The sequence below is a fragment of the Pseudomonas sp. B21-010 genome, assembly GCF_024749325.1.
GTDB lineage: Bacteria > Pseudomonadota > Gammaproteobacteria > Pseudomonadales > Pseudomonadaceae > Aquipseudomonas > Aquipseudomonas kilonensis.
In genome coordinates this window covers 4,610,290-4,632,107 of the sequence record NZ_CP087198.1, presented here as the reverse complement: position 1 = coordinate 4,632,107, position 21,818 = coordinate 4,610,290, and the positions used below count along the sequence as shown (strand labels likewise).

Genomic DNA, 21,818 nt, shown 5'->3' with positions numbered 1-21,818 from the left:
CATTGAAGGCCCGTTGCTCATGATCAACACCCGCTACGCAGGATCGAGTGAGCGTTCTTGATCGACCTTGCTCTGCGTGGCTTCGAATGCTTGCAGCAGGTCCTCCTTGAGGTCTTCCAGGTCCTCCAGGCCAAAGCACAATCGAACCAGGCCTTTCTCGATGCCCATGTCCGCTTTTTCCCGATCCGTCATCGAGGCATGGCTGCCACTGAAGGGCTGGGCAACCATTGATGTCACGCAGGCCATCCCAGTGCCCGTGCCAAACCATTTGAGCGCGCTGGTGAACGTTTTGTAGAAGGGAACCAGGTCCGGCCGAATATCAACAAACACAATGCCGCCATAACCGGTCAGTTGTTTGCCATCGACGCGTGGGTAATAGACATGCTCAATAAAAGGCAGCTCGCGCAGATAGTTGAGCATGCTGGATGTCGTCTGGCTGTGTTTCTCCATGCGCAGGTTGAACGTCTGCATGCTTCTGCGAAGCAACCATGCGCTATTGGGGGTTAATATCGTGCCCGAATAAAAGCGGCCTTCAAGCAGGCGGTTATAAATCTTCTCGTTGTTGACCAGAACCAGGCCGCCCATGACATCGCTATGCCCAGAGAAGTATTTGGTTGCGCTGTACAGGGAAATGTCGGCGCCAAAATTCAACGGCTTCTGGAATATCGGCGTGGCCCAGGTATTGTCAACGACTACCAGCGCGTGCGGGTTGATTTGCTTGACGGCCCGGCTGACCGCATGAATATCAATGTCTTTCAGGAACGGATTGGTCGGTGTTTCGAAAATGACCATGTCGACGTTCGCCGGCAATGCCTTCAACCCGTCTGCCGTGGTGAGATCTAGAATCGTCAGGTCTGCGCCGATACGTGCCGCATACCGCTGGAACAATTTATAAGAGCAGCCATAGATGTATTTGTTGATGACCAGTGAAGCACCCGGTTTCAACAGTTCCAACACCATGTAGATGGCGCTCATCCCGGTGCTGTAGGCCAGGGCATATTCGCTGCCCTCCAGGGATGCGACGACCTGTTCCAATTCACTCACGTTGGGATTGGCCTTCCTTGAGTAAAAGAAGGCCGAGTCAGCGCTGAAGGCGCTGCACTGATAAATAGGCGTGACCGAAGGACGCGCGTCCCGGTCATCGACCTTGATATGAAGTATTTCAGTGGACACTTTCATGCCTGGCTGACCAGTTTGATGACCTGTTCGTACATGTTCTGCTTGCCCTCGTAACCAATGGTCGGGGTAATGTCGTTTTGCGAAATACCAATTTCTTCAATCGATTCCGTGGGGAAGTGAGCCCTGTCGAATACTTCATGAAGGTTCGAGTTCACCCCGTTGGGCAGCCAGACCTCAGGACCGGTTTCATCGATGCGTGCCTTGGCAATAATGAATCGATAGCTTTCATGTGGCCGCAGCGTCAGTGATTTCCAATCGCTGTTGTGCCCGTCCGTATAGTTGCGTCGCAGGTAGACGGTCTGTTCGAAGTCTTCGGTATTGAGCACTTGGGCGTGCAGCGACACGATGTCCCCGTGCCACTCGAACTTGCGTTTCTCGTAAGCGCTCAGCGCGTCCTCGCGCAACTCGACAGGGGCGTTTGCCTGATGCTCGCCGAGTAATTTGAAATGCGCGTCGTGGCCGCATTGAGAGCAGCAGCCTTTGCTGTCCAGCCCGATGATTTCAGCGTTCAAACCGTAGCGGGTGACGAGCAGGGCGTTACAGTTGTTGCAGCTGGTGTTGGTGCCCTCGACGTCATTCACGTTGCCCAGGTAGACATGCTCAACGCCCATGCTCCGAGCAACGTCCCGAGCCTTCAGCAGCCGGTCCACAGGGGTACGGATGCTGTTGCTCATTTTGTAATCGGGGTGGAACCTGACGAAGTGCAGCGGCACATTCGGGCCCAGCTCATCCAATACCCACTGGCTGATTTTCCGGGCCGTTTCCTCGTCGTCGCTGATGTCGGTCACCATCAAGGTGCTGACCTCGACATATTTGCCGGCGTCATAGACCTTCTTGATACCCGCCAGGACTGGCTCTACCCAGCCGGTGGTGACCTTGCGGTAGTATTCCGGGGAAATGGATTTCAGCGAAATCGAGAAAATATCGATGACCGGCAGTAATTCATCAATGGCTTCTTCACTGATAAAGAACGCCGATTTATACAGGTTGATCAGGCCCGCTTCCTTGGCCAGCTTTGCCGTGTCGAGGATGAATTCATGCCAGACAACGGGATCGTTATACGTCCAGGAAATGACGCGTATTCCGTGCTTGAGTGCGGTTTCCACAACTTGTTCAGGGGTGTAGTAGTAAACGTCTTTGTCGGTGACGTACTTGGCTTGCGAGGTCTTCCAGTTGTGGCAATAACCGCAGTTGAGCATGCAGCCGATATTGCCCAGGGACAGGATCCGCTCTCCAGGGGCGAAGTGGAAAACGGCTTCGGTCTCGATCGTTTCTTCCGTGCTGTGAACGCCTTTGCCGTAGTTCAATGTAACGAGTCTGCCGCCGCGGTTTCCGCGCACTTTGCAAAAACCTACCTTGCCCTCCTGTATGACACAGTTTCGTGGGGAGAGATGACACTTGACGACGCCCCCCGGAAGTATTTCTTCCAGTTTTGCCGGGCTGCTTTCCAAGGTCCAGTTCTTATTTTTTGTAGTGTCCATCTTTCTCAGTCCTCATCACGGAAGTTGCTATCAATATCATCGGTTGAAAAAGTCGAGGCGAAACAATCCCGCTGCCATGGATGGCAGCTATCTTTATGGGTATTAGTAGGCGGATGAAGCGCGAATCAATCCATAGTTCTTGAGAGAAAAGCGCTTGGCATTCATGTTCATGAAGGGTTGAATAAGTGGGCCGATCACTAGCAGGAATGCAATCGTTCCCACGCCGAACGGGCCGCCTAAAAGCCATCCGCTCGAAAAGATGCCGATTTCAATGATCATTTTTGCTTTGGTGAATGACCAGCCCCACTTGGAGACCATGGTCAGGACCACCAGGTCCATGATCCTGATTCCAATACCGCTCATGATGATCAACGCGGAGGAATAGGCACATAACATCAGCCCCGTCGCCAATAACGTGTACTCATTCATCCTCGCGATCAAATACTCTCCGAGCCCCAACCATGACCAGAGATCAATCAACAGACCGGTCAGTGTTGTTGTAATAAAGGGACTTATCGGCGGATATTTTTTGTTCCAGAGCATCCACCATGTGAGGAAGAAGAGGGACACGATAGCCGAGCAAATGCCCATGCCAAGCATAAGTATTTTATCGATGGAAATGATCAAGACGTCTAATGGATCGGTACCCAGTTGACTGATGATGAAGCACTTGGCGCCCAGCGAAAAGAAACCGACACCCGTCAAGTACATCAGGATCTGGTCCTTCTTGAAGCGGCGAAGATTTAGTACTTGCGTGCCAATGTGCTGGGTGAAAGAGTATGACTTTTTTCCACACTTTATCTTTTCATCTTCCATGCGAACACCATCCCTGGAGAGAATATTTTATTATGAGTGCGTCACGCTAAAGAGCAGGGCTATTGATTGCCCTCGGCTTTCAGGCTGGAAATAGACTAGCGTCCTGCTTTATTTTGGTGCATGCTTTTTTTAATGAAAAACGCGCGCTTTTCATTAAAATTTATACTTTTAACCGGGGAAAACGCACATGGATCGTATAGACGTCAAAATCCTGGGTAAGGTACAGGACTGTGGTCGCATTTCCATCACAGAGCTTTCCAAGCACGCAGGTCTTTCTATTCCTGCCACCAATGACAGGTTGCGCAAACTTGAAGACTCAGGGGTCATCAAGGGCTATTGCGCTCAGTTAGATCCAACCAAGCTGGGGTACGGCATATCAGCTGTCGTCGGCATCACCACCCTCAAGCCAGCGAAATCCAAATTAATAGCAACACTCACCGACATACCCGAAGTCGTCGAGTGCCTGCACATCACGGGAAACGACTCCTATCTGATCCGGATCTACGCCAGATCCATGGCTGAAATCGAGGACATCATTGCGAAAATCAACGCGTACGGAGAGACGCGTACCAGCATTGTCCTGTCCATTCCTATCGAGAGAAGAAAGCTCGCCCCATGAGCCTGGGTGCTGCGCACTGACTACGTGCCTTGCTGAACAAATAGGGCTCACCCCTCAAGGCTGTGCACCAGGTTTTCAATCGCTTCCAGAGCCGCTTCATCCACAGAGGGTGGTGCAGGACGTGCGCTGCGTACCTGGTACGCAAGACGGTACTCACTGGGGGTGCAACTGGCGTATTGCTTGAAGGCGCGGGCGAAGTAGGACGGGTCCTTGAAGCCGGCCTCGTAGCCGATGCTGGTGATGGGCATCTGGCTGTTGTCGAGCAGTTCCTTGGCAAAGCTCATGCGTTTGTTCAGCACGTAGTCGGTGAAGCCGAGCCCGTTGGCCTCCTTGAACACCCGGCTGAAGCGAAATGTGGTCATTCCGCAGCGCTTGGCCAGATCGCGCTGGTCGATGCTGTCGCGAAAATGCTGGTCGATGTACAGCATGATGTGGCTGAGGGCCTGGTGTTTCTGGTGCCCGGAGGTCAGGCGGATACTGTCCGGCAGGGTCGGGGAGTGGTCGATCTGCGAGGTCTTTGCCCGGCCATTGGTATTGCGACGCAACTCGCACAGTTGCACCACGGCCGTCAGGTAGCGCCTTCTCTCGGCGGTAGACAGGGGCACCACCATGTATTCCCAGACGCTGGAGCGCATGGCCCACACCGCCAGTTCTTCGGAGTGCTGCACGGTGAACATGGTGATGGGGATGGTCGGAACGGTCCGCTTGATCTCCAACAGGCGCCGCAGGCCCGGCGTGTCCGGGCGATCGAAGTGGATGCAGATCATGTCGACCTGTTCCCCGCTGGGCAGCATGGCGTTCTTTGCCAACGTGCAGTCGCAGCTGTCCTGGAACTGGGAGACGAGTTCCTTGGTGGACCGATCGTGAGTCAGATCGAACCATAACAGCTTTGGTTTTTCAGTCAGACTTGGCGCCATAGGACGACTACCCAGAGGTTCTTCCTGCCCTTTAGCTAGCAGTATTGTCACTGTGCTATCACTTCGCCGAATAAATTTTTATAAAAACCCGATCTTTTAGCGCCGTCCCCGCCACGAGACGCTCGCGAGCGCCCGTTTGCGCTGCAGTACGGATGGATTTGCCGGCCTCTGGGCCTTTCCCATCCCCCGCAAAAAAATCCTAGCGATGTGCAAAATCCTCCTAACGGCTATGACCACCTGCTGACTAGGGTTGCATCAGGCAGTTCGCAATGTACTGCCCCTTGAAAAACAACCCCGATGAGGTGTGCGAAATGACTCTTCAAACAATCAAGGCTTCGGTACTGAAGTTCGCCAAAGATGAAGACGGCCTGACCATTGTGGAATACGCCGTGGCCGGTGGGTTGATCACCGTATTGGTGGCCGCCGCGTTTGTGCTTCTGGGTGGTGCCGTGAATACCAAGATCCGTGCACTGTGCCAGGCGGTCAACGGCAACGTTGCCTGCTGACAGCGACAACTTGCGGTGACGGGGACACGGTAACTTTCAAGGAATAACGCTTGCGACTCTTTTGCAGTGAGTACAACGAATAAATCAAATGGACTTCGCGCTGTCCCCCTCCAACCAGGTTTTAGCAGTACTTCTTACCAGCGTGAGGTTCATGAAATGACTCTCCAGACAATAAGCACTTCGATCAGCAAGTTCGCCAAAGATGAAGACGGCCTGACCATTGTTGAATACGCGGTGGCGGGTGGCTTGATCACGGTGTTGGTGGCGGCGGCATTCGTCCTTCTGGGCGGCGCCGTGGATACCAAGATCCGGGCGCTGTGCCAGGTCGTCAATAGCAACGTCGCCTGCTAACGATAATCACACTAGGGAGACGCATCATGTCCATGGAATTGCTGGTGTCGACGGTACTGCTGCTAGGACTGCTGGGTGTGGCGGTGGTGAGCGATCTGCTTCGCCACCGCATCCCCAACACGCTGGTCCTGTTGGGCCTTGCCCTGGGCTTGGCCGGCCAGGTGTACGCCGATGGGGTCGGTGGCCTGGGCGACAGCCTGTTGGGCATGCTGATCTGTTTCGGGCTGTTCCTGCCTATGTACGCGGTCGGTGGCATGGCCGCCGGTGACGTCAAGCTGATGACCATGGTCGGCAGCTTCCTGCCTTTTCATTACGCACTGTGGGCGGCGCTGTTCAGCCTGATCGCCGGCGGTGTGTGCGGTTTCCTGATCGTCCTGGCCCGGGGCCAATTGCTCCAGACCCTGGGGCGCTACTGGTTGATTGTGCGAGCCCAGGCCTACCTGGCGCCGACTTCCGATGAGGTGGCCGGCAAACCCTTTCCTTATTCGATTGCGATCCTGATCGGTACTTTGAACAGCGTTTACTGGCAACTGGTTGCCAGCGGCTGGGGAGTCTAGTCATGCACGTCATCAACGATAGCGATGCCTACCCCAGCGAACGGGAAGCGGTCCAACGCCTGGCGCCACAACCCTGCACCATTCGCGACACCGGCCTGACCGACAGCTTCCTGGGTGAGTTGGTGTGCAAGCACCTGCACGACGCCGGTGTGCTGGACATGTCGCGGCTGGTGGAGCGCCTGGCCCTGACCGGCGCGGTGCTGGAAGAAGTCCTGGCGTTCCTGCGCAAGGACGGTCGCGTCGAAGTGCTGGGCCAGTTGGGGCAATCGGGCGGACAGACGCTGCGTTATGGCTTGACCGAGCGCGGCCGCAGTTCGGCGCGTGACGCCCTGGCCCGTAGCGGCTACATCGGCGCGGCCCCGTTCCCGGTGAGCACCTATCGCTCGCTGATCAAGATCCAGACCATTCACCATGGCCGCATCACCGCCAAGGACATGCACCAGGCGCTGGCCGGCCTGGTGCTGAGCCAGGGCATGCTCGACCAGTTGGGCGTCGCCCTGAATTCCGGGCGGGCGATCATGATCTACGGCCCGGCGGGCACGGGCAAAACCTATGTCAGCAGCCGATTGATCCGGCTGTTCGCCGAGGCGATCTGGGTGCCCCATGCCATCGTCATCAACGAGTCGGTGATCGAGATCTACGACCCGCAGGTGCACCAGCGCCTGGATGACAACGGCCAATTGAACAATCTGATGCTCAACGAAGGCATCGATCGCCGGCTGCTGTGCTGCAAACGCCCGATCGTCATTACCGGCGGCGAGCTGAACATGGAACAGCTGGACGTGCGCTACGACCCGTTCACCCGGCAATACCAGGCGGCGTTGCAGCTCAAGGCCAGCAATGGCCTGTTCATCATCGATGACATGGGCCGCCAGCGCATGGCCCCGGCCGAATTGCTCAATCGCTGGATCGTGCCCATGGAGGAGAAGCGCGACTTCATCAACCTGGGCGGCGGCCGGCATTGCGAATTGCCGTTTGACCTGGTGCTGGTGTTTTCCACCAACCTCAATCCCCTCGAATTGGCCGACGAGGCCTTCCTGCGGCGCATTGGCTACAAGGTGCAGTTCGGCTACCTCAAGCCCGAGGAATACGAACAGATCTGGCGCCAGGAGTGCGAACGCTTGGGCATCCCCTATGACCCACTGTTGGTGCGCTATGTCCTGCAGCGGTTGTATGCAGCCGAAGGCATGCCGCTGGTGCCTTGCCATCCCCGTGACCTGTTGAACATGGCGCTCGACCGCCAGCGTTACCTGGGCGGTTCCGGGCCCCTGTCGCCGCAAGAGCTGGAATGGGCCTGGCACAACTACTTCGTTCAGCTCGACTTCCTTTGATCTGGAGATACCGACATGAGCTCTCGTACGCTTCCGCTGATAGGCATTTCCCTGGTAATGGGCCTTGGTGCCGCATGGATGGCTGACTCCTGGCTGAGCGCGCGACTCAACGCGACCCCCGACGATCACTTGCGAAGCGTGGTGGTCGCCACGGTGGAAATCCCCTTCGGGCAAATGGTCGAGGCCCAGCAGGTCACGACCGTGCGCATGCCCATGGACACGATCCCGGACGACGCCTTCGATTCCAGCGAACAGGCCGTGGGCAAGATCGCCACCTTCGACATCCTGCGCGGCGACATCGTGCGGGGTGCGCGGCTGAGCGAGCACTTGGGCGGCAGCACCCTGGCTTCGCTGATCGCACCGGACAAACGGGCCATATCGGTGCGTGTGGATGATGTGGTCGGCGTGGGTGGCTTCCTCTTGCCCGGCAACCGGGTCGATGTCTTGGCGACCAAGACCACCAGTGCCGGCAGCAACAGTGCGACATCCCGGACTCTCCTGGAAAACCTGCGGGTACTGGCCGTGGACCAGACCGCAGGCACGGACAAGACCCAACCCGTAGTGGTGCGGGCCGTGACGCTGGAAATGTCCGCCACCGAAGCGGAATTGCTGGTCACTGCGCAGACCGAGGGCAAGTTGCAATTGGCCTTGCGCAACCCGTTGAACCTGGAGAAGAAGGCCGTGGCCGTTGCGCCGCCAGCCCCTGCGCCGGTCATGGCGATGGCGGCGGCCCCAGTGCCAAAACCTGTGGTGCTGCGCAGTGCCAAGCCGCAAGGCGGGGCGATCACGTTGATCCGTGGGATTGAAAGCAGCGTGATCAATGTTCGCTGAGTGACGCCTCCATGCCAGGCCGTTACGGGCCGTGGCGATGCCGATCCTCAAACGTTGTATGAGGGCTCGATGATGAATGCCAATATCCGGCGCCAGGGAGGGGCGGTGAGTGTACTGATGGTGATCGCCCTGGTGGCGATTTCGATGATGGCGGCGTTGGCCCTGGATGGCGGGCACATGCTGCTGAACAAGACGCGCCTGCAAAATGCGGTGGATGCCGCGGCGTTGGGCGGCGCCAAGACCCTGAGCCAGGTGAGTGGCAGCATCAACATGGCCAGCACCACCCGCGCGGCGGCCCTGGACACGCTCAACAGAAACGCCAACGCCGCCGGCAACACCGAGCTGGCAACCGCCGTCGCCGGCAACCCGGGTGCGTTTGCCGTGGTGGAACTCTCCAGCAGCGTCTACGGCCCGTTCTCCTACCCAGGGCCTACCGATGCCAAATACGTACGGGTGTCGGTATCCAGCTATCAGTTGAGCGGGTTCTTCTGGAGTTTCGTGCAAACGATGGGCAGCGCCGGCTTGGGCAATAAGCGCGTGGCGGCGATTGCCACTGCGGGTCCCAGTCCGACCTCTCCTTGTGACCTGGCGCCGTTGATGGTCTGTGGCGATGCCACTCAATACAACCCGGCCGCCGGCAACTTCTGGGGGTATCAATTTGGCGACCTGGAAGTCTTGAAAACGGCGGCGGGGAACTCGTCGCCCATCGGCCCGGGGAATTTCCAATTGCTGGATTTCGGCTCAGGCGGCAGTGCAGTCCGGGAGGATCTTGCCGGCGGTGGCTCGGTTTGCCGCAGTGTCGGCGACAACGTCCAGACTGCACCAGGTAATAAAGCCGGCCCAACGTCCCAAGGCATGAACACGCGCTTCGGTATCTACAACGGTCCGGTCAGTTCTTCGGACTACCCACCGGACCTGGTCACTACGTCGAGCACCCCGGCGATGACCTACAACAATGCGCTCTCCCAGGCGCAATACAAAGGCAAAGCCGTCACTTCGAGCAACGGCGATCTCTCGGCGGGCGGCGAGGCAATACAGGACTACAACGATTGGCGGACCAAGGTTGCCGCCTGTGTAGCGGGAGGGGCGAGCGGCTGCCAAAGCAACGGGGTTTTCGAACGTCGGATGCTGAAGATCGTGATTGGCAATTGCACCGGCAAGCAGGGCGGTTCCACCTCGATTCCGGTCCTGGGGTTCGGCTGCTATTTCGTCGTGCAACCGGTGGATGGCGGGGGCTCGGACTCCCTGGTTTTTGGCCAGTTCGTCAAGGAGTGCGAGGGCGATAACGTCCCCGGCCCCACGCCGTCCAGCGATGCCGGCCCGCAGATCATCCAGCTCTACAAAACCTATCTCAACGGCAGCGGCACTCCGAGCACCGACTCGTAGGAGGCGTCATGAGACTTGCCCGATTCAAGCCACCGCACGCCCAGCAAGGCGTGGCGCTGGTGGAGTTCACCCTGGTGCTGCCATTGCTGCTGTTGTTGCTGCTGGCCTTCGGTGAGTTCGGTCGCATGCTCTACCAGTACAACGTGCTGCTGCAGGCCAGTCGCGATGCCGACCGCTTCGTCGCCAGCCAGGCGTGGAACTCTACTCTCGGCGGAATTGCCCTGAGCAACACGCTATTGACCCAGACGAAAAACGTTGCGGTGTATGGCGTGCCCAGCGCTGCCGGCACCGCCGCGGTGTCAGGGTTGACCACGGCTAACGTACAGGTCGCCGCCGTGGGCATCAATCATGTGCGCGTCACTATTACCTACACCTTCTGCCCGGTGATTGGTGCGGGTAACTGCACGGGTTCGATTCCAGGATTTTTCGGCAATGCCATTCCACTGGGCATCCAGTTGGTCGCAACCACTGTCATGAGGGCGCTGTGATGAATAACAAACACATGCGCGGCACTTACATCGTGGAGTTCTCCTTCGTGGGTTTGCTGGTCTTCATCCTGCTGTTTGGCGTGGTGGAAATGGGCCGGCTGTACTTTACGGTCAACGCACTGGATGAAGCCGCGCGCCGTGGTGCGCGTTTGGCGGCGGTGTGCAATATCAGCGACCCGGTGGTGTTGCGCCGGGCCATCTTCAACGCCGCGACGGACGCCGGTACCAGTCAACTGATCAGTAGCCTGGCGACCTCGAACCTGGCGCTGACTTATCTGGACGTCAACGGAGCGGTGGTGGCGAACCCCGCCAACACCACCGGCACCACCGGCTTTCGAGCCATCCGCTATGTCCGGCTGAGCGTGCAGAACTTCGTTTTCAACCTGTTCATTCCCGGCTTAGGCGTGCCCATCACCCTGCCCACGTTCAGGGCAACCTTGCCACGCGAAAGCCTTGGGCGTCATTCCGATTCCGGGGAGATCACACCATGCTGAACACCAAGGAAACTCCGCTTTCGACCGCGACTGGCAGAGCCGGGCTGCGGATACTGATCAGCAGTCGCGATGCCACGTCGCTGCGCGACCTGCAATGCGTCTGCCAGCGCATGCCTGGCCTTGAAGTGAGCACGCGCCTGGTCAGCAACGGCCATGTCGACCCACTCTACGGCCTGGACCGCATGCCCGACCTGCTACTGCTGCGCGTCAGCCACCTGTGGCGCGAAGAGCTGTCGGCGTTGTTGCAACGTCCGGCCCATGAACGTCCGCCGATGCTGGTATGTGGCCCCTTGGGTGAGCAGGAGGGCATGCGCCTGGCGATGCAGGCCGGCGCCCGGGATGTGCTGCCTGAACCCATCGCCGATACCGAATTGGTAGCGGCCCTGAATCGCCTGGTGACGGAAGTCCGCCTGGGCAACGGCAACGAGGGCAAGCTGGTCGCCGTGATCAGCGCCAAGGGCGGCTCCGGCGGAACCCTGGTGGCCTGCAACCTGGCCCAGCAGCTCAGCGCCCGGGCAGGCAATACCTTGCTGCTGGACATGGACCTGCAATTTGGCAGCGTGACCCATTACCTGGACGTGGCGCAGTCCCACAGTCATCTGGAAGTACTGCAGCAGATCGATGACATGGACAGCGTCGCGCTGCGGGGTTTTTGCAGCCACTTCAGCCCGACCCTGCACGTACTGGGTGGCCGGGCTGGCGAATTGTGCCTGCCCCAGGACGCCCAACCGGAACAGCTTGACGCCCTGTTGCAACTGGCCCGCGCCAGTTATGAGTGGGTGGTGGTGGACCTGCCGCGGCAGATCGATCACCTCACCGGTTCGGTGCTGGAACAGGTGGACCGGGTGTACGTGGTGGTGCAACAGAGCGTCAGCCACCTGCGCGATGCCAGTGCCCTGGTGCGCATCCTGCGTGAAGACCTGGGCGTGCGCGGGGATCAGTTGCAGATCGTGATCAACCGCTATGACAAAAACGCTGCTGTCAGCCTCAAGGACATCGGCGAGGCCCTGCGTTGCACGAACCTGTCGAAATTGCCCAATGACTTCAACCTGGTCAGCCAGAGTCAGAACACTGGCGTGCCGTTGGGGCTGCATGCGCCGAAGGCGGCAATCACCGCCGCCCTGCGCGATTTGACCGAAGACCTGGTCGGTCACCAGATGGCCACAGACAAGGGCCTGCTTAAACGTGCCTTCAACCGTTTTTTCGGGGGATGACCCATGATCAGCGACTTTCGTAACCGCTTGCGCAAACAGCCCGCCAAACATGGCGCTTCAGTGGGCGCCCAGCCCGGCGACGGCCTGCCTGACCCGACAGACGCGTTAATGGCCTGGGAGCAGGCCATCCCCGACGTGCTTTACGAAACTCGCAGCCAGGTCACGCCGGTGGAGGCCGAGTGGCGGGAAAAGATCTACCAGCAACTGCTCAAGGTCATGGACCTGTCGTTGCTCGATGCCCTGGAACAAGTCGAGGCCACGCGGCAGATACGCGATATCTGCCAGCGCCTGCTCGAGGAACATTCGGCGCCGGTAAGTACCGTCAGCCGGCAGTTGATCATCAAGCAGATCACCGATGAAGTGCTCGGCCTCGGGCCGCTGGAACCGCTGTTGGCCGACCATAGCGTGTCCGACATCCTGGTCAACGGGTTTGCCTCGGTCTACGTCGAACGCTTCGGCAAGTTGCAACGCACCGACGTGCGTTTTCGCGACGACCAGCATTTACTGAACATCATCGACCGCATCGTTTCCAGCCTGGGGCGACGTATCGACGAGTCCTCGCCCTTGGTGGACGCCCGGCTCAAGGACGGCTCGCGGGTAAACGCGATCATTCCACCGCTGGCCATCGACGGTCCGAGCATGTCGATCCGGCGCTTCGCCGTGGACCTGCTCAACACCGACAGCCTGATCCAGGTTGGCACCATGACCCCGGCCATTGCCTTGCTGCTCAAGGCCATCGTTCGCGGGCGCCTGAACGTGCTGATCTCCGGCGGGACCGGCAGCGGCAAGACCACCATGCTCAACGTGCTGTCCAGTTTCATTCCCCACAACGAACGCATCGTCACCATCGAGGATTCGGCCGAGTTGCAACTGCAGCAACCTCACGTGGTACGCCTGGAAACCCGGCCGTCGAACATCGAGGGGCGCGGCGAGGTGAGCCAGCGGGAGTTGGTACGCAACAGCCTGCGGATGCGTCCGGACCGCATTGTCATTGGCGAGGTGCGCGGCGCCGAGGCGATGGACATGCTCACGGCGATGAACACCGGTCACGATGGTTCGCTGACCACCATTCACGCCAACACCGCGCGGGATGCCCTGGGGCGAGTCGAGAACATGGTGTCGATGACCGGGGCGACTTTTCCGATCAAGGCCATGCGTCAACAAATTGCCTCGGCCATCGATGTGGTGATCCAACTGGAGCGTCAAGAAGACGGCAAGCGACGCGTGGTGAGCATGCAAGAGATCAACGGGATGGAAGGAGAGATCATCACCATGACCGAAATTTTCTCCTTCGTGCGCCAGGGCATCGGCGAGCACGGCGAGGTGCTTGGGGAGTATCGGCCCAGTGGCATGATCCCGGCCTTCCGCGATGTGCTGGCCAAGCGCGGCATCGAACTGCCACTGACCCTGTTTCGCCCTGAGTGGATGGAGGGCCGGACGTCATGAGCAATATCCCCAGTGAATTCATCCTGATTTTCCTCGGCATGGTGTTCATCGCCGTATTCCTGCTGTCCCAGGGCGTGGTGGTGCCGGTGTTCGGAGAAGCCGGCAAGATGCGCAAGCGCATTCGCGGGCGCCTGCATGTGCTGGAAAAGGCCAACCACTTGCCCAACATGCAGACCGTGTTGCGGCAGAAGTACCTGACGCGCCTGTCACCCTTGGAAGCCCGCCTGGAACAGCTGCCGTTCATGGCCAACCTGACCCAGCTGATCGAGCAGGCCGGGCATGAATACCGGGCTTATCGGGTCATGCTGCTCGGTCTGATCCTGGGGGTGGTGGCCGGTGCCCTGGTGCTGATGGTCTCGCCCGTCTGGTGGCTGGCGCTGCTGGCGGCATTTGCGCTGACCTGGGTGCCGGTGCTGAAAATCCTGCGTGACCGCAACAAGCGTTTCGCCGCGTTCGAGGAAGGTTTGCCGGATGCGCTGGACGCCATGTGCCGGGCCTTGCGCGCCGGGCATCCGTTCAACGAAACCCTGCGCCTGGTCGCCGAGGAGCACAAAGGACCGGTCGCCCAGGAATTCGGCATGACGTTTTCCGACATCAACTATGGCAACGATGTGCGCCGGGCCATGCTCGGCCTGCTCGAGCGCATGCCGAGCATGACGGTGATGATGCTGGTGACCTCGATCCTGATCCACCGTGAGACCGGTGGCAACCTGACCGAAGTGCTGGAGCGCCTGAGTCGCTTGATTCGTGGGCGGTTTCGTTTCCAGCGCAAGATCAGGACGCTGTCGGCGGAAGGGCGCATGTCGGCCTGGGTGCTGGTGGCGATCCCGTTCGTGCTGGCGATCGCCATCGTGCTCACCAGCCCCAGCTACATGCCGGTACTGATCAATGACCCCATAGGGCACAAGCTGATCATCGGCGCGTTCTGCGCCATGTTGATCGGGATTTTCTGGATAAGAAAGATCATCCGGATCCAGGTATAAGCGCTGTTGCGCCGAGAGGTTTCAGTCATGGACTTTTTGCTCGGATTGTTGAGTCGGTTTACCGGCAACGAAGAGCTGGCACGCCTGTTGTTCGTCACAGTGGTCGGCGTCAGCACGGTGTTGGCGGTCGTCGCGCTCATGCTATTGATGTTGGGCTTGCAGGATCCGGTGCAGCGGCGCTTGGCGCTGATCAAGCGCGGTTACGCTGGCAACACTGTGGGGCAGGAGGCGCCCAGTAACCTGCAGCTCTTGCTGGAACGGGTTGGCCAGCGCTTTGCCTCGACCGATCAGGCCCACACGTCCGCGACCCAGACCTTGCTGACCCATGCCGGTTACCGGTCTGCCTCGGCGGTGCAGATGTATTGGGCGGTGCGCCTGATGTTGCCGTTGTTGATGGTCGGCGTTGCGTTGTTGCTGCTGCCGATGGTCAAGGTTTCAGTGGCCATCGGCCTGCTGGCGGTGACCCTTGTGGCGGGCATTGGCTGGTTGCTGCCGGCGATCTACGTCGGCAAACGCAAGGAGGCACGGCAAGGCCGGCTGCGTGCCGCATTCCCGGATGCGCTGGACCTGATGGTGGTTTGCGTCGAGTCGGGCCTGGCCCTGCCCACGACGATCGAGCGGGTGGCTGAAGAGATGTCGGTCAGCCAGGTTGAACTGGCCGAGGAGCTGGCGCTGGTCAATGCGCAGATCCGGGCGGGCATCACCAGCACCGAGGCCCTCAAGCAACTGGCCGTGCGTACCGGCCTGGAGGATATCCAGGGTCTGGTCAGCCTGCTGGCGCAGAGCATCCGTTTCGGCACTAGCGTGGCCGATACCCTGCGGATCTACGCCGATGAGTTTCGCGACCGGCGTACCCAGGCTGCCGAAGAAATGGGGGCCAAGATTGGCACCAAGCTGATCTTTCCGCTGATTTTCTGCCTGTGGCCGAGCTTCTTCCTGGTTGCCATTGGTCCGGCCATGATCGGTGTGTTCAGGGCCTTCGGGAATATGTAGATCGGTGGGTGTTCATGGGGCTTGTGTTCACCACAGTCCCATTGTGGGAGCGAGCTTGCTCGCGATGGCGGCCTGACAGTTGGCCAGGGTTTTGTTGATCGAGTACATATCCATTGCTGCGGTAACGGCTGCTTAGGGTTTCGCCCTGACGGCGACTCACTTTTGAGAAGCCCGGAAGCCGGCCCAGTCAAAAGTAAGCAAAACGCTTCATGCCCCACCACTCGGTGCCTCGCCTAGGCTCGGCATGCCCTCACTCCGGCATTGCTCCGTGGGCCCGCCGCGAAGGGCCATCCATGGCCCAGCGCGGCTATCCCGGCATCCATGCCGGGATGCCCACTGTACAATGCCTGCGTTCGGCCATCGTGGTTAACGGGGCGCCCGAGATCAACGTCCACCGCGAGGCGGCCTAGTAGCCGACCTGGCTCTCCCGGTCGTACACCCCACAGATCTGTGGGAACCATCAGATCTGTGGGAGCAAAGCTTGCTCGCGAGGCGGCCTGACAGCCGACCTGGTTCTCCCGGTCGTACACCTTATCAGATCTGTGGGAACCATCAGATCTGTGGGAGCAAAGCTTGCTCGCGAGGCGGCCTGACAGCCGACCTGGTTCTCCCGGTCGTACACCTCATCAGATCTGTGGGAGCCATCAGATCTGTGGGAGCAAAGCTTGCTCGCGAGGCGGCCTGACAGCCGACCTGGCTCTCCCGGTCGTACCCCGATCCATTGTGGGAGCGAGCCTGCTCGCGATAGCGGTGGGTCAGCTTGCATGGATGTTGGATATGAAGGCCTCTTCGCGAGCAAGCTCGCTCCCACAGGTGATCTTGGGTGTTCATGAGTCTTGTGTTCAGCATAGGTCCATTGTGGGAGCGAGCCTGCTCGCGAAGGCGGTGGGTCAGTTTGCATGGATGTTGGATATGAAAGCCCCTTCGCGAGCAGGCTCGCTCCCACAGGTGATCTGTGATGTTCATGGGTTTTGTGTTCACTGCAGACCCCATGTGGGAGCGAGCTTGCTCGCGATGGCGGTGGGTCAGTCAATGAAGGTGTTGAATGTCAGTCCGCCTTCGCGAGCAAGCTCGCTCCCACAGGTTTGCGCCTTTAGTCAGCCGACCGTTCAAGCCAAAAGACCGCAGCCTCCGGAAGTACCTACATCGGATCAAATGTAGGTACTTCCAGAGGCCGCGGTCTTTCGTTTCCAGCATGCTTCATTTGCTGCTGGTGATTTCTCCTGCCGAGTCCTGGTCAAAGAATTCCGGGATCGGGTAGTTGAAGCTGTTGAGCCAACGCTGCATGGCCATCTCGCGTTCGGCGGCCGAGGCGGTTTGCAGGTTGGTGGAGGCCACCACGCCGCGAATCTGCAGTTGCATCCAGCTCTCGGTGCCTTGCTGTGCGGGCGAAGAGGGGCCCGGGTCAATGGCCCAGGCGCTGCTGGAAAGGCTCACCATGCATGCAATCATCAATTGTTTGGTCATCATTTCTTGGACTCCTCGTAACGCTCTACTTGACCGCGCCAGTTGAGGCGTCGACAACCTCGGTCAGGCGGTTGGCTTGTGACGTCACGGCGTTAGCGGCCGAACCCCTGATTTTTTCCGCACGGGCTTGGGCATCTGCCACTTGTTGGGGGCTCAGCTTGGCCATGTTCGCGAGCTCGGCGGCCTGCTTCCAGTTGTCCTGGTAGATCAGCAGGGTCACCATGTTGAGCGCTGCCAGCGTGTCTGACTGCTGGAGCTCCATCGCGGTCATGAACTCGAAGCGGGCTTCTGAAATGCGTCGTTGGTTGAGGTAGACGACCCCCAGGTCGTTGCGAATCTTGCCTTCGGTCGGGGCCATTTTCGCTGCGCGTTCGAGGTATTGCGTAGCCGTCGCATTGTCATTTCTGGCAGCCGCCAACTGCCCAAGACCATGTTCACCGTCTGCGGCCAGGCATGTCCCGAGCAGGCTTTTGTACAACGGTTCGGCCTCGTTGCGACCCATCAGGCGCAGCACCCGAGCCTTGCGCAGGCGGACCTGGACCAAGTCATCGGGCAAGCGTTCGAGGTTCGCCAGGCTGGCGTACAAACGACCTTCGTTGGCCATGTCTTCGGCCATGTTCAGGGCCAGTTCCTGGTCGGATTCGGGCTTGGCGCACTGGGTCGAGCGTGAAGCCACTACGCCGTTGCTGGCACAGCCGGCGAGCATCAAGGTCGCCGCTATTGCGATCACTGCTTTCATTGAATGCCCCTTGGCAAGCCGTTGGACAATAGGTGCTTCGCACGTCTGGCGCCGGCTCATTGGGAAAGCCCGCTGCGGTTGTCGAACTCGCCATGTTCGAGGAAGTACATGCGGTAGAAATTCGGGTCGTAATTACGCAGTTGCTCGCCCGGCAACGTTGGCAGTTGCGCGTCGGCGGCCAACGGTTGGACCAGGTGCGGCGTGACGATCATCAGCAGCTCGCGCTCTTCGCGGTTGATGGAGTTGTCGCGAAAGAACGCGCCGAGAATCGGTATATCGCCCAGCCCCGGAAACTTGTTCACCTGGGAGCTGTTGCGGGTGCTGATCAGGCCGCTGATGACGAAGCTTTCGCCATCGGCCAAGGCGATGCTGGTGTCGGTACGACGCACCGTGAGTGCAGGCACCAGTGTCCCGGCGATGTTCACCGCGTTGGTGAAGTCCAGCTCACTGACTTCCGGCGCCACCTTCAGCGCGATGCGATTCTTGCCGATGACGGTGGGGGTCAGGGTCAGGCGAATGCCGAACTCCTTGTACTCGATTGACACGTTGTCGCTGCCGGCACTGGGCACCGGGATCGGCACTTCGCCGCCGGCCAGGAAGCTCGCGCTTTGCCCGCTGAGGGCCACCAGGCTCGGCCGCGCCAGGGTATAGGCGAAACCACTGCCTTCCAGTGCGTTGATCATCAACAGCGTTTTACCGGTGGCAAAAGACAGGTTGAACATGTCGTTATTGACCGGCAATGAAGGCCGGACAATACCGCCGACGGTGGGCAAGGTCCTCGGCGAGCCGAACAGGAAGTTGCCACGGCTGCCAAAAATCGACGTCGAGGCTTCCTTGAGTTTGGTCCGGCTGACTTCAACGAAACGAATGTCGGTCTGTACCTGGGCAAGCAGCATCGGATCTTCGGACGGGATGCTCGCCGCGCCGGTCAGCGCCTCGGTGGCCCGGCCTTTGACAAAGACCATGCTCTGGCGCGGTATTTTCGAACAGTCGGTCCAGACCATCAGGCTGGTGGCGCCGGGCGCCAGGCCCGTGAGAATAAAGGCATCGTTGCCACTGGGCTGCACATCGGCAATTTTTGGGTCGCCGACGGCCAACTTCGTCACGGGGGCGAGGATGCGCAGTTCGCTCTGGAGCCCTTGGCCGACCTCGAAGGTTGCCGGCAAATTGTCCAGCTGCGAACAATTTGCCGCTGCGGCCTGGGCCGCATCCAAGCCAAGACCCATCCAGAACAGGCCATGAAGGAAATGTTTTAGAACGGGAGCAGTACGATGGGTCATGAAGTGATCCTCGATGAAGAGACCATCCCTAGGCTTAACTATTTGCCGCGGATCACTTAAGAGGCCCGGGCTACCCCTTTCCATCTAACCTGATCGTTCATTGGTTCCGGTTTCAGGCCGCGTCGCTTACCAGCAAACGGGCGCATTTCACCGGCCTGACTGAACGACAGGCTGCTTGCAAACAACGTTTCGGTACCCGGGGGATCCGGGATTTACGAAGGCAAAGACGGTGTCGATCAGGTCGCTTCAGGAGCGTTTTGCCGACCCTGTCATCGCTTCTGTTTGACGGTAGTTCAAGCATGGCAAAGCGCCACGCCTTAAATAAAAAAAATGACTAAAAAGTGACGGAAGGGAAAAACTCGCGCAAGCGGGCGTCAATAATCTGTCTTTTTGTGTTGTGAAGGGGATTTGCAGGAGCCAGACCTGACAGGGGGAGGCGAGGCCTGCGAGCCATTGCGGGTCGCAGGGGCTGGCGGATATCAGGCCACGTGGTAGTGCACTGACAGTGTTCCTTTCTTTTGCGAAAGCGAGGCGATGGTGACGGTTCCCAGTTCCTGCAGGTGCTGCACGTGAGTGCCGCCGCAACCGTAGGCGGCCAGCTCACCGAAACCGACTTCGCGCAGGCCCTCGCGCAACGTGATCAAGCGCGACAGGTCGTTGGCAATCCATTCGTCGATGCCTTGCTGAATGATCGAGATGTCCAGTTCCTGAGGATTTTCCCCTGGCTGGAACTGCACGCGGCTTTCACCGGGCCAATGATGGGCCTTGATCGGCGTCCAGCCACGGGTCTCGGCGAAATGGCCGATCAGATGCCCAGCCGAGTGCAGACGCGCATTCAACTGTCGGCGCTGCGCATCCACGCGGATCGCAGCCGTGCCCAAGGCCACCGGGCGGTCGACGTAATGGACGATCTGTGGCCCTTCCTGGACCACGCGCAGCACCTGGCTTTCACCGATCCATCCGGTGTCGCAGGGCTGACCGCCACCCTGGGGATGGAACAGCGTGGCGTGCAGCACCACGGCAAATTCATGTTCCCGGGGGCTGCAATCCAGGACTTCCACGTTGGCCTTGAGGTCATCGCTATGGAAAAAGAGGCGAAGCGTCATGTGCCATACCCACATCAGAAATTGTGACGGGATTATAGGTAGGGCATAAAAGGGTGATAATCCGTTCAAATTTCAAAGGACTGTTGCGCCATGAGCACAAATCTACCATTGCCGTTGCTGGCCGAAATGGCCATCTTCGTCAAGGTCGTGGAGACCGGCAGTTTCTCCGAGGCGGCCCGCCAGTCAGGTTCATCACCATCGGCCATCAGCCGCAGTATTTCTCGCCTGGAGAAAGCCCTGGCGACCCGTTTGTTGCAACGCACCACCCGCAAGTTGCGTTTGAGCGATGGTGGGGAAGAGGTGTTCAAGCGCTGTCAGGAAATGGTCGCTGCCGCTCGGTCGGTGATGGAAATCAGCGGGCAGTTCACCCAGGAGGCTGAAGGCCGCATCCGCGTCAGCGTACCCAAGGCGGTGGGGCGTTTCGTGATTCATCCGCACATGCCCGAATTCTTGCGTCGTTATCCGAAGGTCGATGTGGAGCTGTTCCTGGAGGATCGGCAGGTTGACCTGATCGACGATCATGTCGACCTGGCCATCCGGATTACCGATCAACCTCCGGTCGGGCTGGTGGGGCGTCAGTTGCTGACCATCGATCACCTGCTCTGCGCCACGCCGCAATACCTGGCCGAACACGGTACGCCCACGCATCCTCACGACTTGTTGGAACACAGCTGCATTTACCTGGGGGCAACCCCGAACGACGCGCGCTGGAAATTCAAGAAAGGCAGCAAGTCCATCACCGTCGGCGTGCATGGGCGCTACGCGGCCAATCACACGGGCGTGCGGTTGGGGGCCGTCTTGCAGCACATCGGCATTGGCAGCCTGCCGTACTTCACCGCCCGTCATGCCTTGGAGCAAGGCTTGATCGTGCAGGTATTGGCCGACTGGACGTTCCTGGCTTCCTACCACGGTGGCTTGTGGTTGCTGCATTCACCGACTCGTTACCTACCGCCCAAGCTGCGGGTGTTCATTGATTATCTGGTGGCGTGCCTGGAGAAGGAACCGACCTTGAGCACGGTGGGCGGCGGGAGTGGCCCCAGCCAGGTCGCGACGGGTTATGAGTTGCCGGAGAGTGATGGGTTGTTTTGACCGGCCTCATCGCGAGCAGGCTCGCTCCCACAGAATTTGCTGCGTACATGAGTTTTATGATCAACCACAAACCAGTGGGGAGCTTGCTCGCGATGGCGAGGTGTCAGTCGACATGGATTTTGTTGACCAGGTACATATCCTTTGCTGCGGTAACGGCTACTTAGGGTTCCGCCCTTACGGCGGCTCACTTTTTTTCAGACGCCAAAAAAGTAAGCAAAAAGGGCTTGCCCCACCACTCGGTGCCTCGCCTAGGCTCGGCATGCCCTCTCTCCGGCATTGCTCCGTGGGCCCGCCGCGAAGGGCCATCCATGGCCCAGCGCGGCTATCCCGGCATCCATGCCGGGTTGCCCACTCCACAATGCCTGCGTTCGGCCATCGTGGTTAACGGGGCCTCCAGATCAAAAGCAAAAGCGAGGCGGCCTGATAGCCGACCTGGCTCTTGCGGTCGTACACCCTTCCGATCTGTGGGAGCAAAGCTTGCTCGCGAGGCGGCCTGGCAGCCGACCAGGCTCTCTCAGTCGTACACCGATCCAACTGTGGGAGCG

23 protein-coding genes are annotated in these 21,818 nt (G+C 59.3%); 15 read left to right on the top strand and 8 right to left on the bottom strand.

What is annotated here, in order from left to right:
* Positions 1-33: 33 nt before the first annotated feature.
* The 3 genes from LOY50_RS20470 to LOY50_RS20460 all read right to left on the bottom strand — a co-directional run bounded on the left by LOY50_RS20470 (position 34) and on the right by LOY50_RS20460 (position 3,476).
* Positions 34-1,179, bottom strand: coding sequence for a PLP-dependent aspartate aminotransferase family protein (locus LOY50_RS20470; protein ID WP_258689050.1), 1,146 nt, complete (start codon positions 1,177-1,179; stop codon positions 34-36).
* A complete protein-coding gene (gene amrS / locus LOY50_RS20465) occupies positions 1,176-2,660 on the bottom strand; it encodes an AmmeMemoRadiSam system radical SAM enzyme (protein ID WP_027911508.1) in 1,485 nt (494 codons plus the stop codon). Before amrS ends, LOY50_RS20470 begins: the two co-directional genes overlap by 4 nt.
* A gap of 102 nt (positions 2,661-2,762) precedes the next feature.
* Positions 2,763-3,476 carry a YitT family protein gene (locus LOY50_RS20460; RefSeq protein WP_214509686.1) on the bottom strand — a complete coding sequence of 238 codons (714 nt, stop codon included), beginning with the start codon at positions 3,474-3,476 and terminating at the stop codon, positions 2,763-2,765.
* Positions 3,477-3,663: 187 nt separating this feature from the next.
* Between LOY50_RS20460 and LOY50_RS20455 the strand changes: the two genes are divergently transcribed.
* Entirely contained in the window at positions 3,664-4,095 is a 432-nt protein-coding gene (locus LOY50_RS20455) for an Lrp/AsnC family transcriptional regulator (RefSeq protein ID WP_003204346.1), read from the top strand.
* Between the two features lie 47 nt (positions 4,096-4,142).
* Here LOY50_RS20455 and LOY50_RS20450 read toward each other — a convergent pair whose 3' ends face one another.
* The gene (locus LOY50_RS20450) at positions 4,143-5,012 is read right to left on the bottom strand and encodes a DNA-binding response regulator (protein ID WP_258689049.1); all 870 of its coding nucleotides are present in this window, start codon (positions 5,010-5,012) and stop codon (positions 4,143-4,145) included.
* A gap of 311 nt (positions 5,013-5,323) precedes the next feature.
* Between LOY50_RS20450 and LOY50_RS20445 the strand changes: the two genes are divergently transcribed.
* From LOY50_RS20445 to LOY50_RS20385, 13 genes are all read left to right on the top strand, one after another.
* Positions 5,324-5,518, top strand: coding sequence for a Flp family type IVb pilin (locus LOY50_RS20445; RefSeq protein ID WP_008070254.1), 195 nt, complete (start codon positions 5,324-5,326; stop codon positions 5,516-5,518).
* 156 nt (positions 5,519-5,674) lie between these two features.
* Positions 5,675-5,869 (top strand): Flp family type IVb pilin, encoded by a 195-nt coding sequence (locus LOY50_RS20440; protein WP_109754421.1) that lies wholly within the window; start codon positions 5,675-5,677, stop codon positions 5,867-5,869.
* Positions 5,870-5,895: 26 nt separating this feature from the next.
* Positions 5,896-6,426, top strand: coding sequence for a prepilin peptidase (locus LOY50_RS20435; RefSeq protein ID WP_258689048.1), 531 nt, complete (start codon positions 5,896-5,898; stop codon positions 6,424-6,426).
* 2 nt (positions 6,427-6,428) lie between these two features.
* Positions 6,429-7,757 (top strand): AAA family ATPase, encoded by a 1,329-nt coding sequence (locus tag LOY50_RS20430; RefSeq protein ID WP_258689047.1) that lies wholly within the window; start codon positions 6,429-6,431, stop codon positions 7,755-7,757.
* A gap of 15 nt (positions 7,758-7,772) precedes the next feature.
* Entirely contained in the window at positions 7,773-8,588 is an 816-nt protein-coding gene (cpaB, locus tag LOY50_RS20425) for a Flp pilus assembly protein CpaB (RefSeq protein ID WP_214509690.1), read from the top strand.
* 69 nt (positions 8,589-8,657) lie between these two features.
* Entirely contained in the window at positions 8,658-9,974 is a 1,317-nt protein-coding gene (locus tag LOY50_RS20420; protein ID WP_258689046.1) for a TadE/TadG family type IV pilus assembly protein, read from the top strand.
* Between the two features lie 8 nt (positions 9,975-9,982).
* On the top strand, positions 9,983-10,462 hold the full coding sequence (locus LOY50_RS20415; protein WP_258689045.1) for a TadE/TadG family type IV pilus assembly protein: 480 nt from the start codon (positions 9,983-9,985) through the stop codon (positions 10,460-10,462).
* On the top strand, positions 10,462-10,956 hold the full coding sequence (locus tag LOY50_RS20410; RefSeq protein ID WP_258689044.1) for a TadE family protein: 495 nt from the start codon (positions 10,462-10,464) through the stop codon (positions 10,954-10,956). Before LOY50_RS20415 ends, LOY50_RS20410 begins: the two co-directional genes overlap by 1 nt.
* Positions 10,950-12,170 (top strand): AAA family ATPase, encoded by a 1,221-nt coding sequence (locus tag LOY50_RS20405; RefSeq protein WP_214509693.1) that lies wholly within the window; start codon positions 10,950-10,952, stop codon positions 12,168-12,170. Before LOY50_RS20410 ends, LOY50_RS20405 begins: the two co-directional genes overlap by 7 nt.
* A gap of 3 nt (positions 12,171-12,173) precedes the next feature.
* Entirely contained in the window at positions 12,174-13,616 is a 1,443-nt protein-coding gene (locus tag LOY50_RS20400) for a CpaF family protein (protein ID WP_258689043.1), read from the top strand.
* Positions 13,613-14,599, top strand: a complete 987-nt coding sequence (locus LOY50_RS20395; protein WP_214509695.1) for a type II secretion system F family protein — start codon at positions 13,613-13,615, stop codon at positions 14,597-14,599. The genes LOY50_RS20400 and LOY50_RS20395 overlap by 4 nt, the downstream gene beginning before the upstream one ends.
* Positions 14,600-14,626: 27 nt before the next feature.
* The gene (locus LOY50_RS20390) at positions 14,627-15,592 is read left to right on the top strand and encodes a type II secretion system F family protein (protein WP_214509696.1); all 966 of its coding nucleotides are present in this window, start codon (positions 14,627-14,629) and stop codon (positions 15,590-15,592) included.
* A 209-nt stretch (positions 15,593-15,801) separates the two neighbouring features.
* Positions 15,802-16,002, top strand: a complete 201-nt coding sequence (locus tag LOY50_RS20385) for a nucleoid-structuring protein H-NS (protein WP_258691286.1) — start codon at positions 15,802-15,804, stop codon at positions 16,000-16,002.
* 790 nt (positions 16,003-16,792) lie between these two features.
* Here the strand turns inward: LOY50_RS20385 and LOY50_RS20380 are convergent.
* The 4 genes from LOY50_RS20380 to LOY50_RS20365 all read right to left on the bottom strand — a co-directional run bounded on the left by LOY50_RS20380 (position 16,793) and on the right by LOY50_RS20365 (position 20,184).
* Positions 16,793-17,062 (bottom strand): DUF3613 domain-containing protein, encoded by a 270-nt coding sequence (locus LOY50_RS20380; RefSeq protein WP_013694011.1) that lies wholly within the window; start codon positions 17,060-17,062, stop codon positions 16,793-16,795.
* A gap of 22 nt (positions 17,063-17,084) precedes the next feature.
* Positions 17,085-17,798 carry a tetratricopeptide repeat protein gene (locus LOY50_RS20375; protein ID WP_214509698.1) on the bottom strand — a complete coding sequence of 238 codons (714 nt, stop codon included), beginning with the start codon at positions 17,796-17,798 and terminating at the stop codon, positions 17,085-17,087.
* Between the two features lie 56 nt (positions 17,799-17,854).
* Positions 17,855-19,078, bottom strand: a complete 1,224-nt coding sequence (locus tag LOY50_RS20370) for a type II and III secretion system protein family protein (protein ID WP_253476892.1) — start codon at positions 19,076-19,078, stop codon at positions 17,855-17,857.
* Between the two features lie 479 nt (positions 19,079-19,557).
* The gene (locus LOY50_RS20365; RefSeq protein WP_258689041.1) at positions 19,558-20,184 is read right to left on the bottom strand and encodes an alanyl-tRNA editing protein; all 627 of its coding nucleotides are present in this window, start codon (positions 20,182-20,184) and stop codon (positions 19,558-19,560) included.
* Between the two features lie 90 nt (positions 20,185-20,274).
* Between LOY50_RS20365 and LOY50_RS20360 the strand changes: the two genes are divergently transcribed.
* Entirely contained in the window at positions 20,275-21,273 is a 999-nt protein-coding gene (locus tag LOY50_RS20360) for a LysR family transcriptional regulator (protein ID WP_258689040.1), read from the top strand.
* The last annotated feature ends 545 nt before the right edge of the window (positions 21,274-21,818 follow it).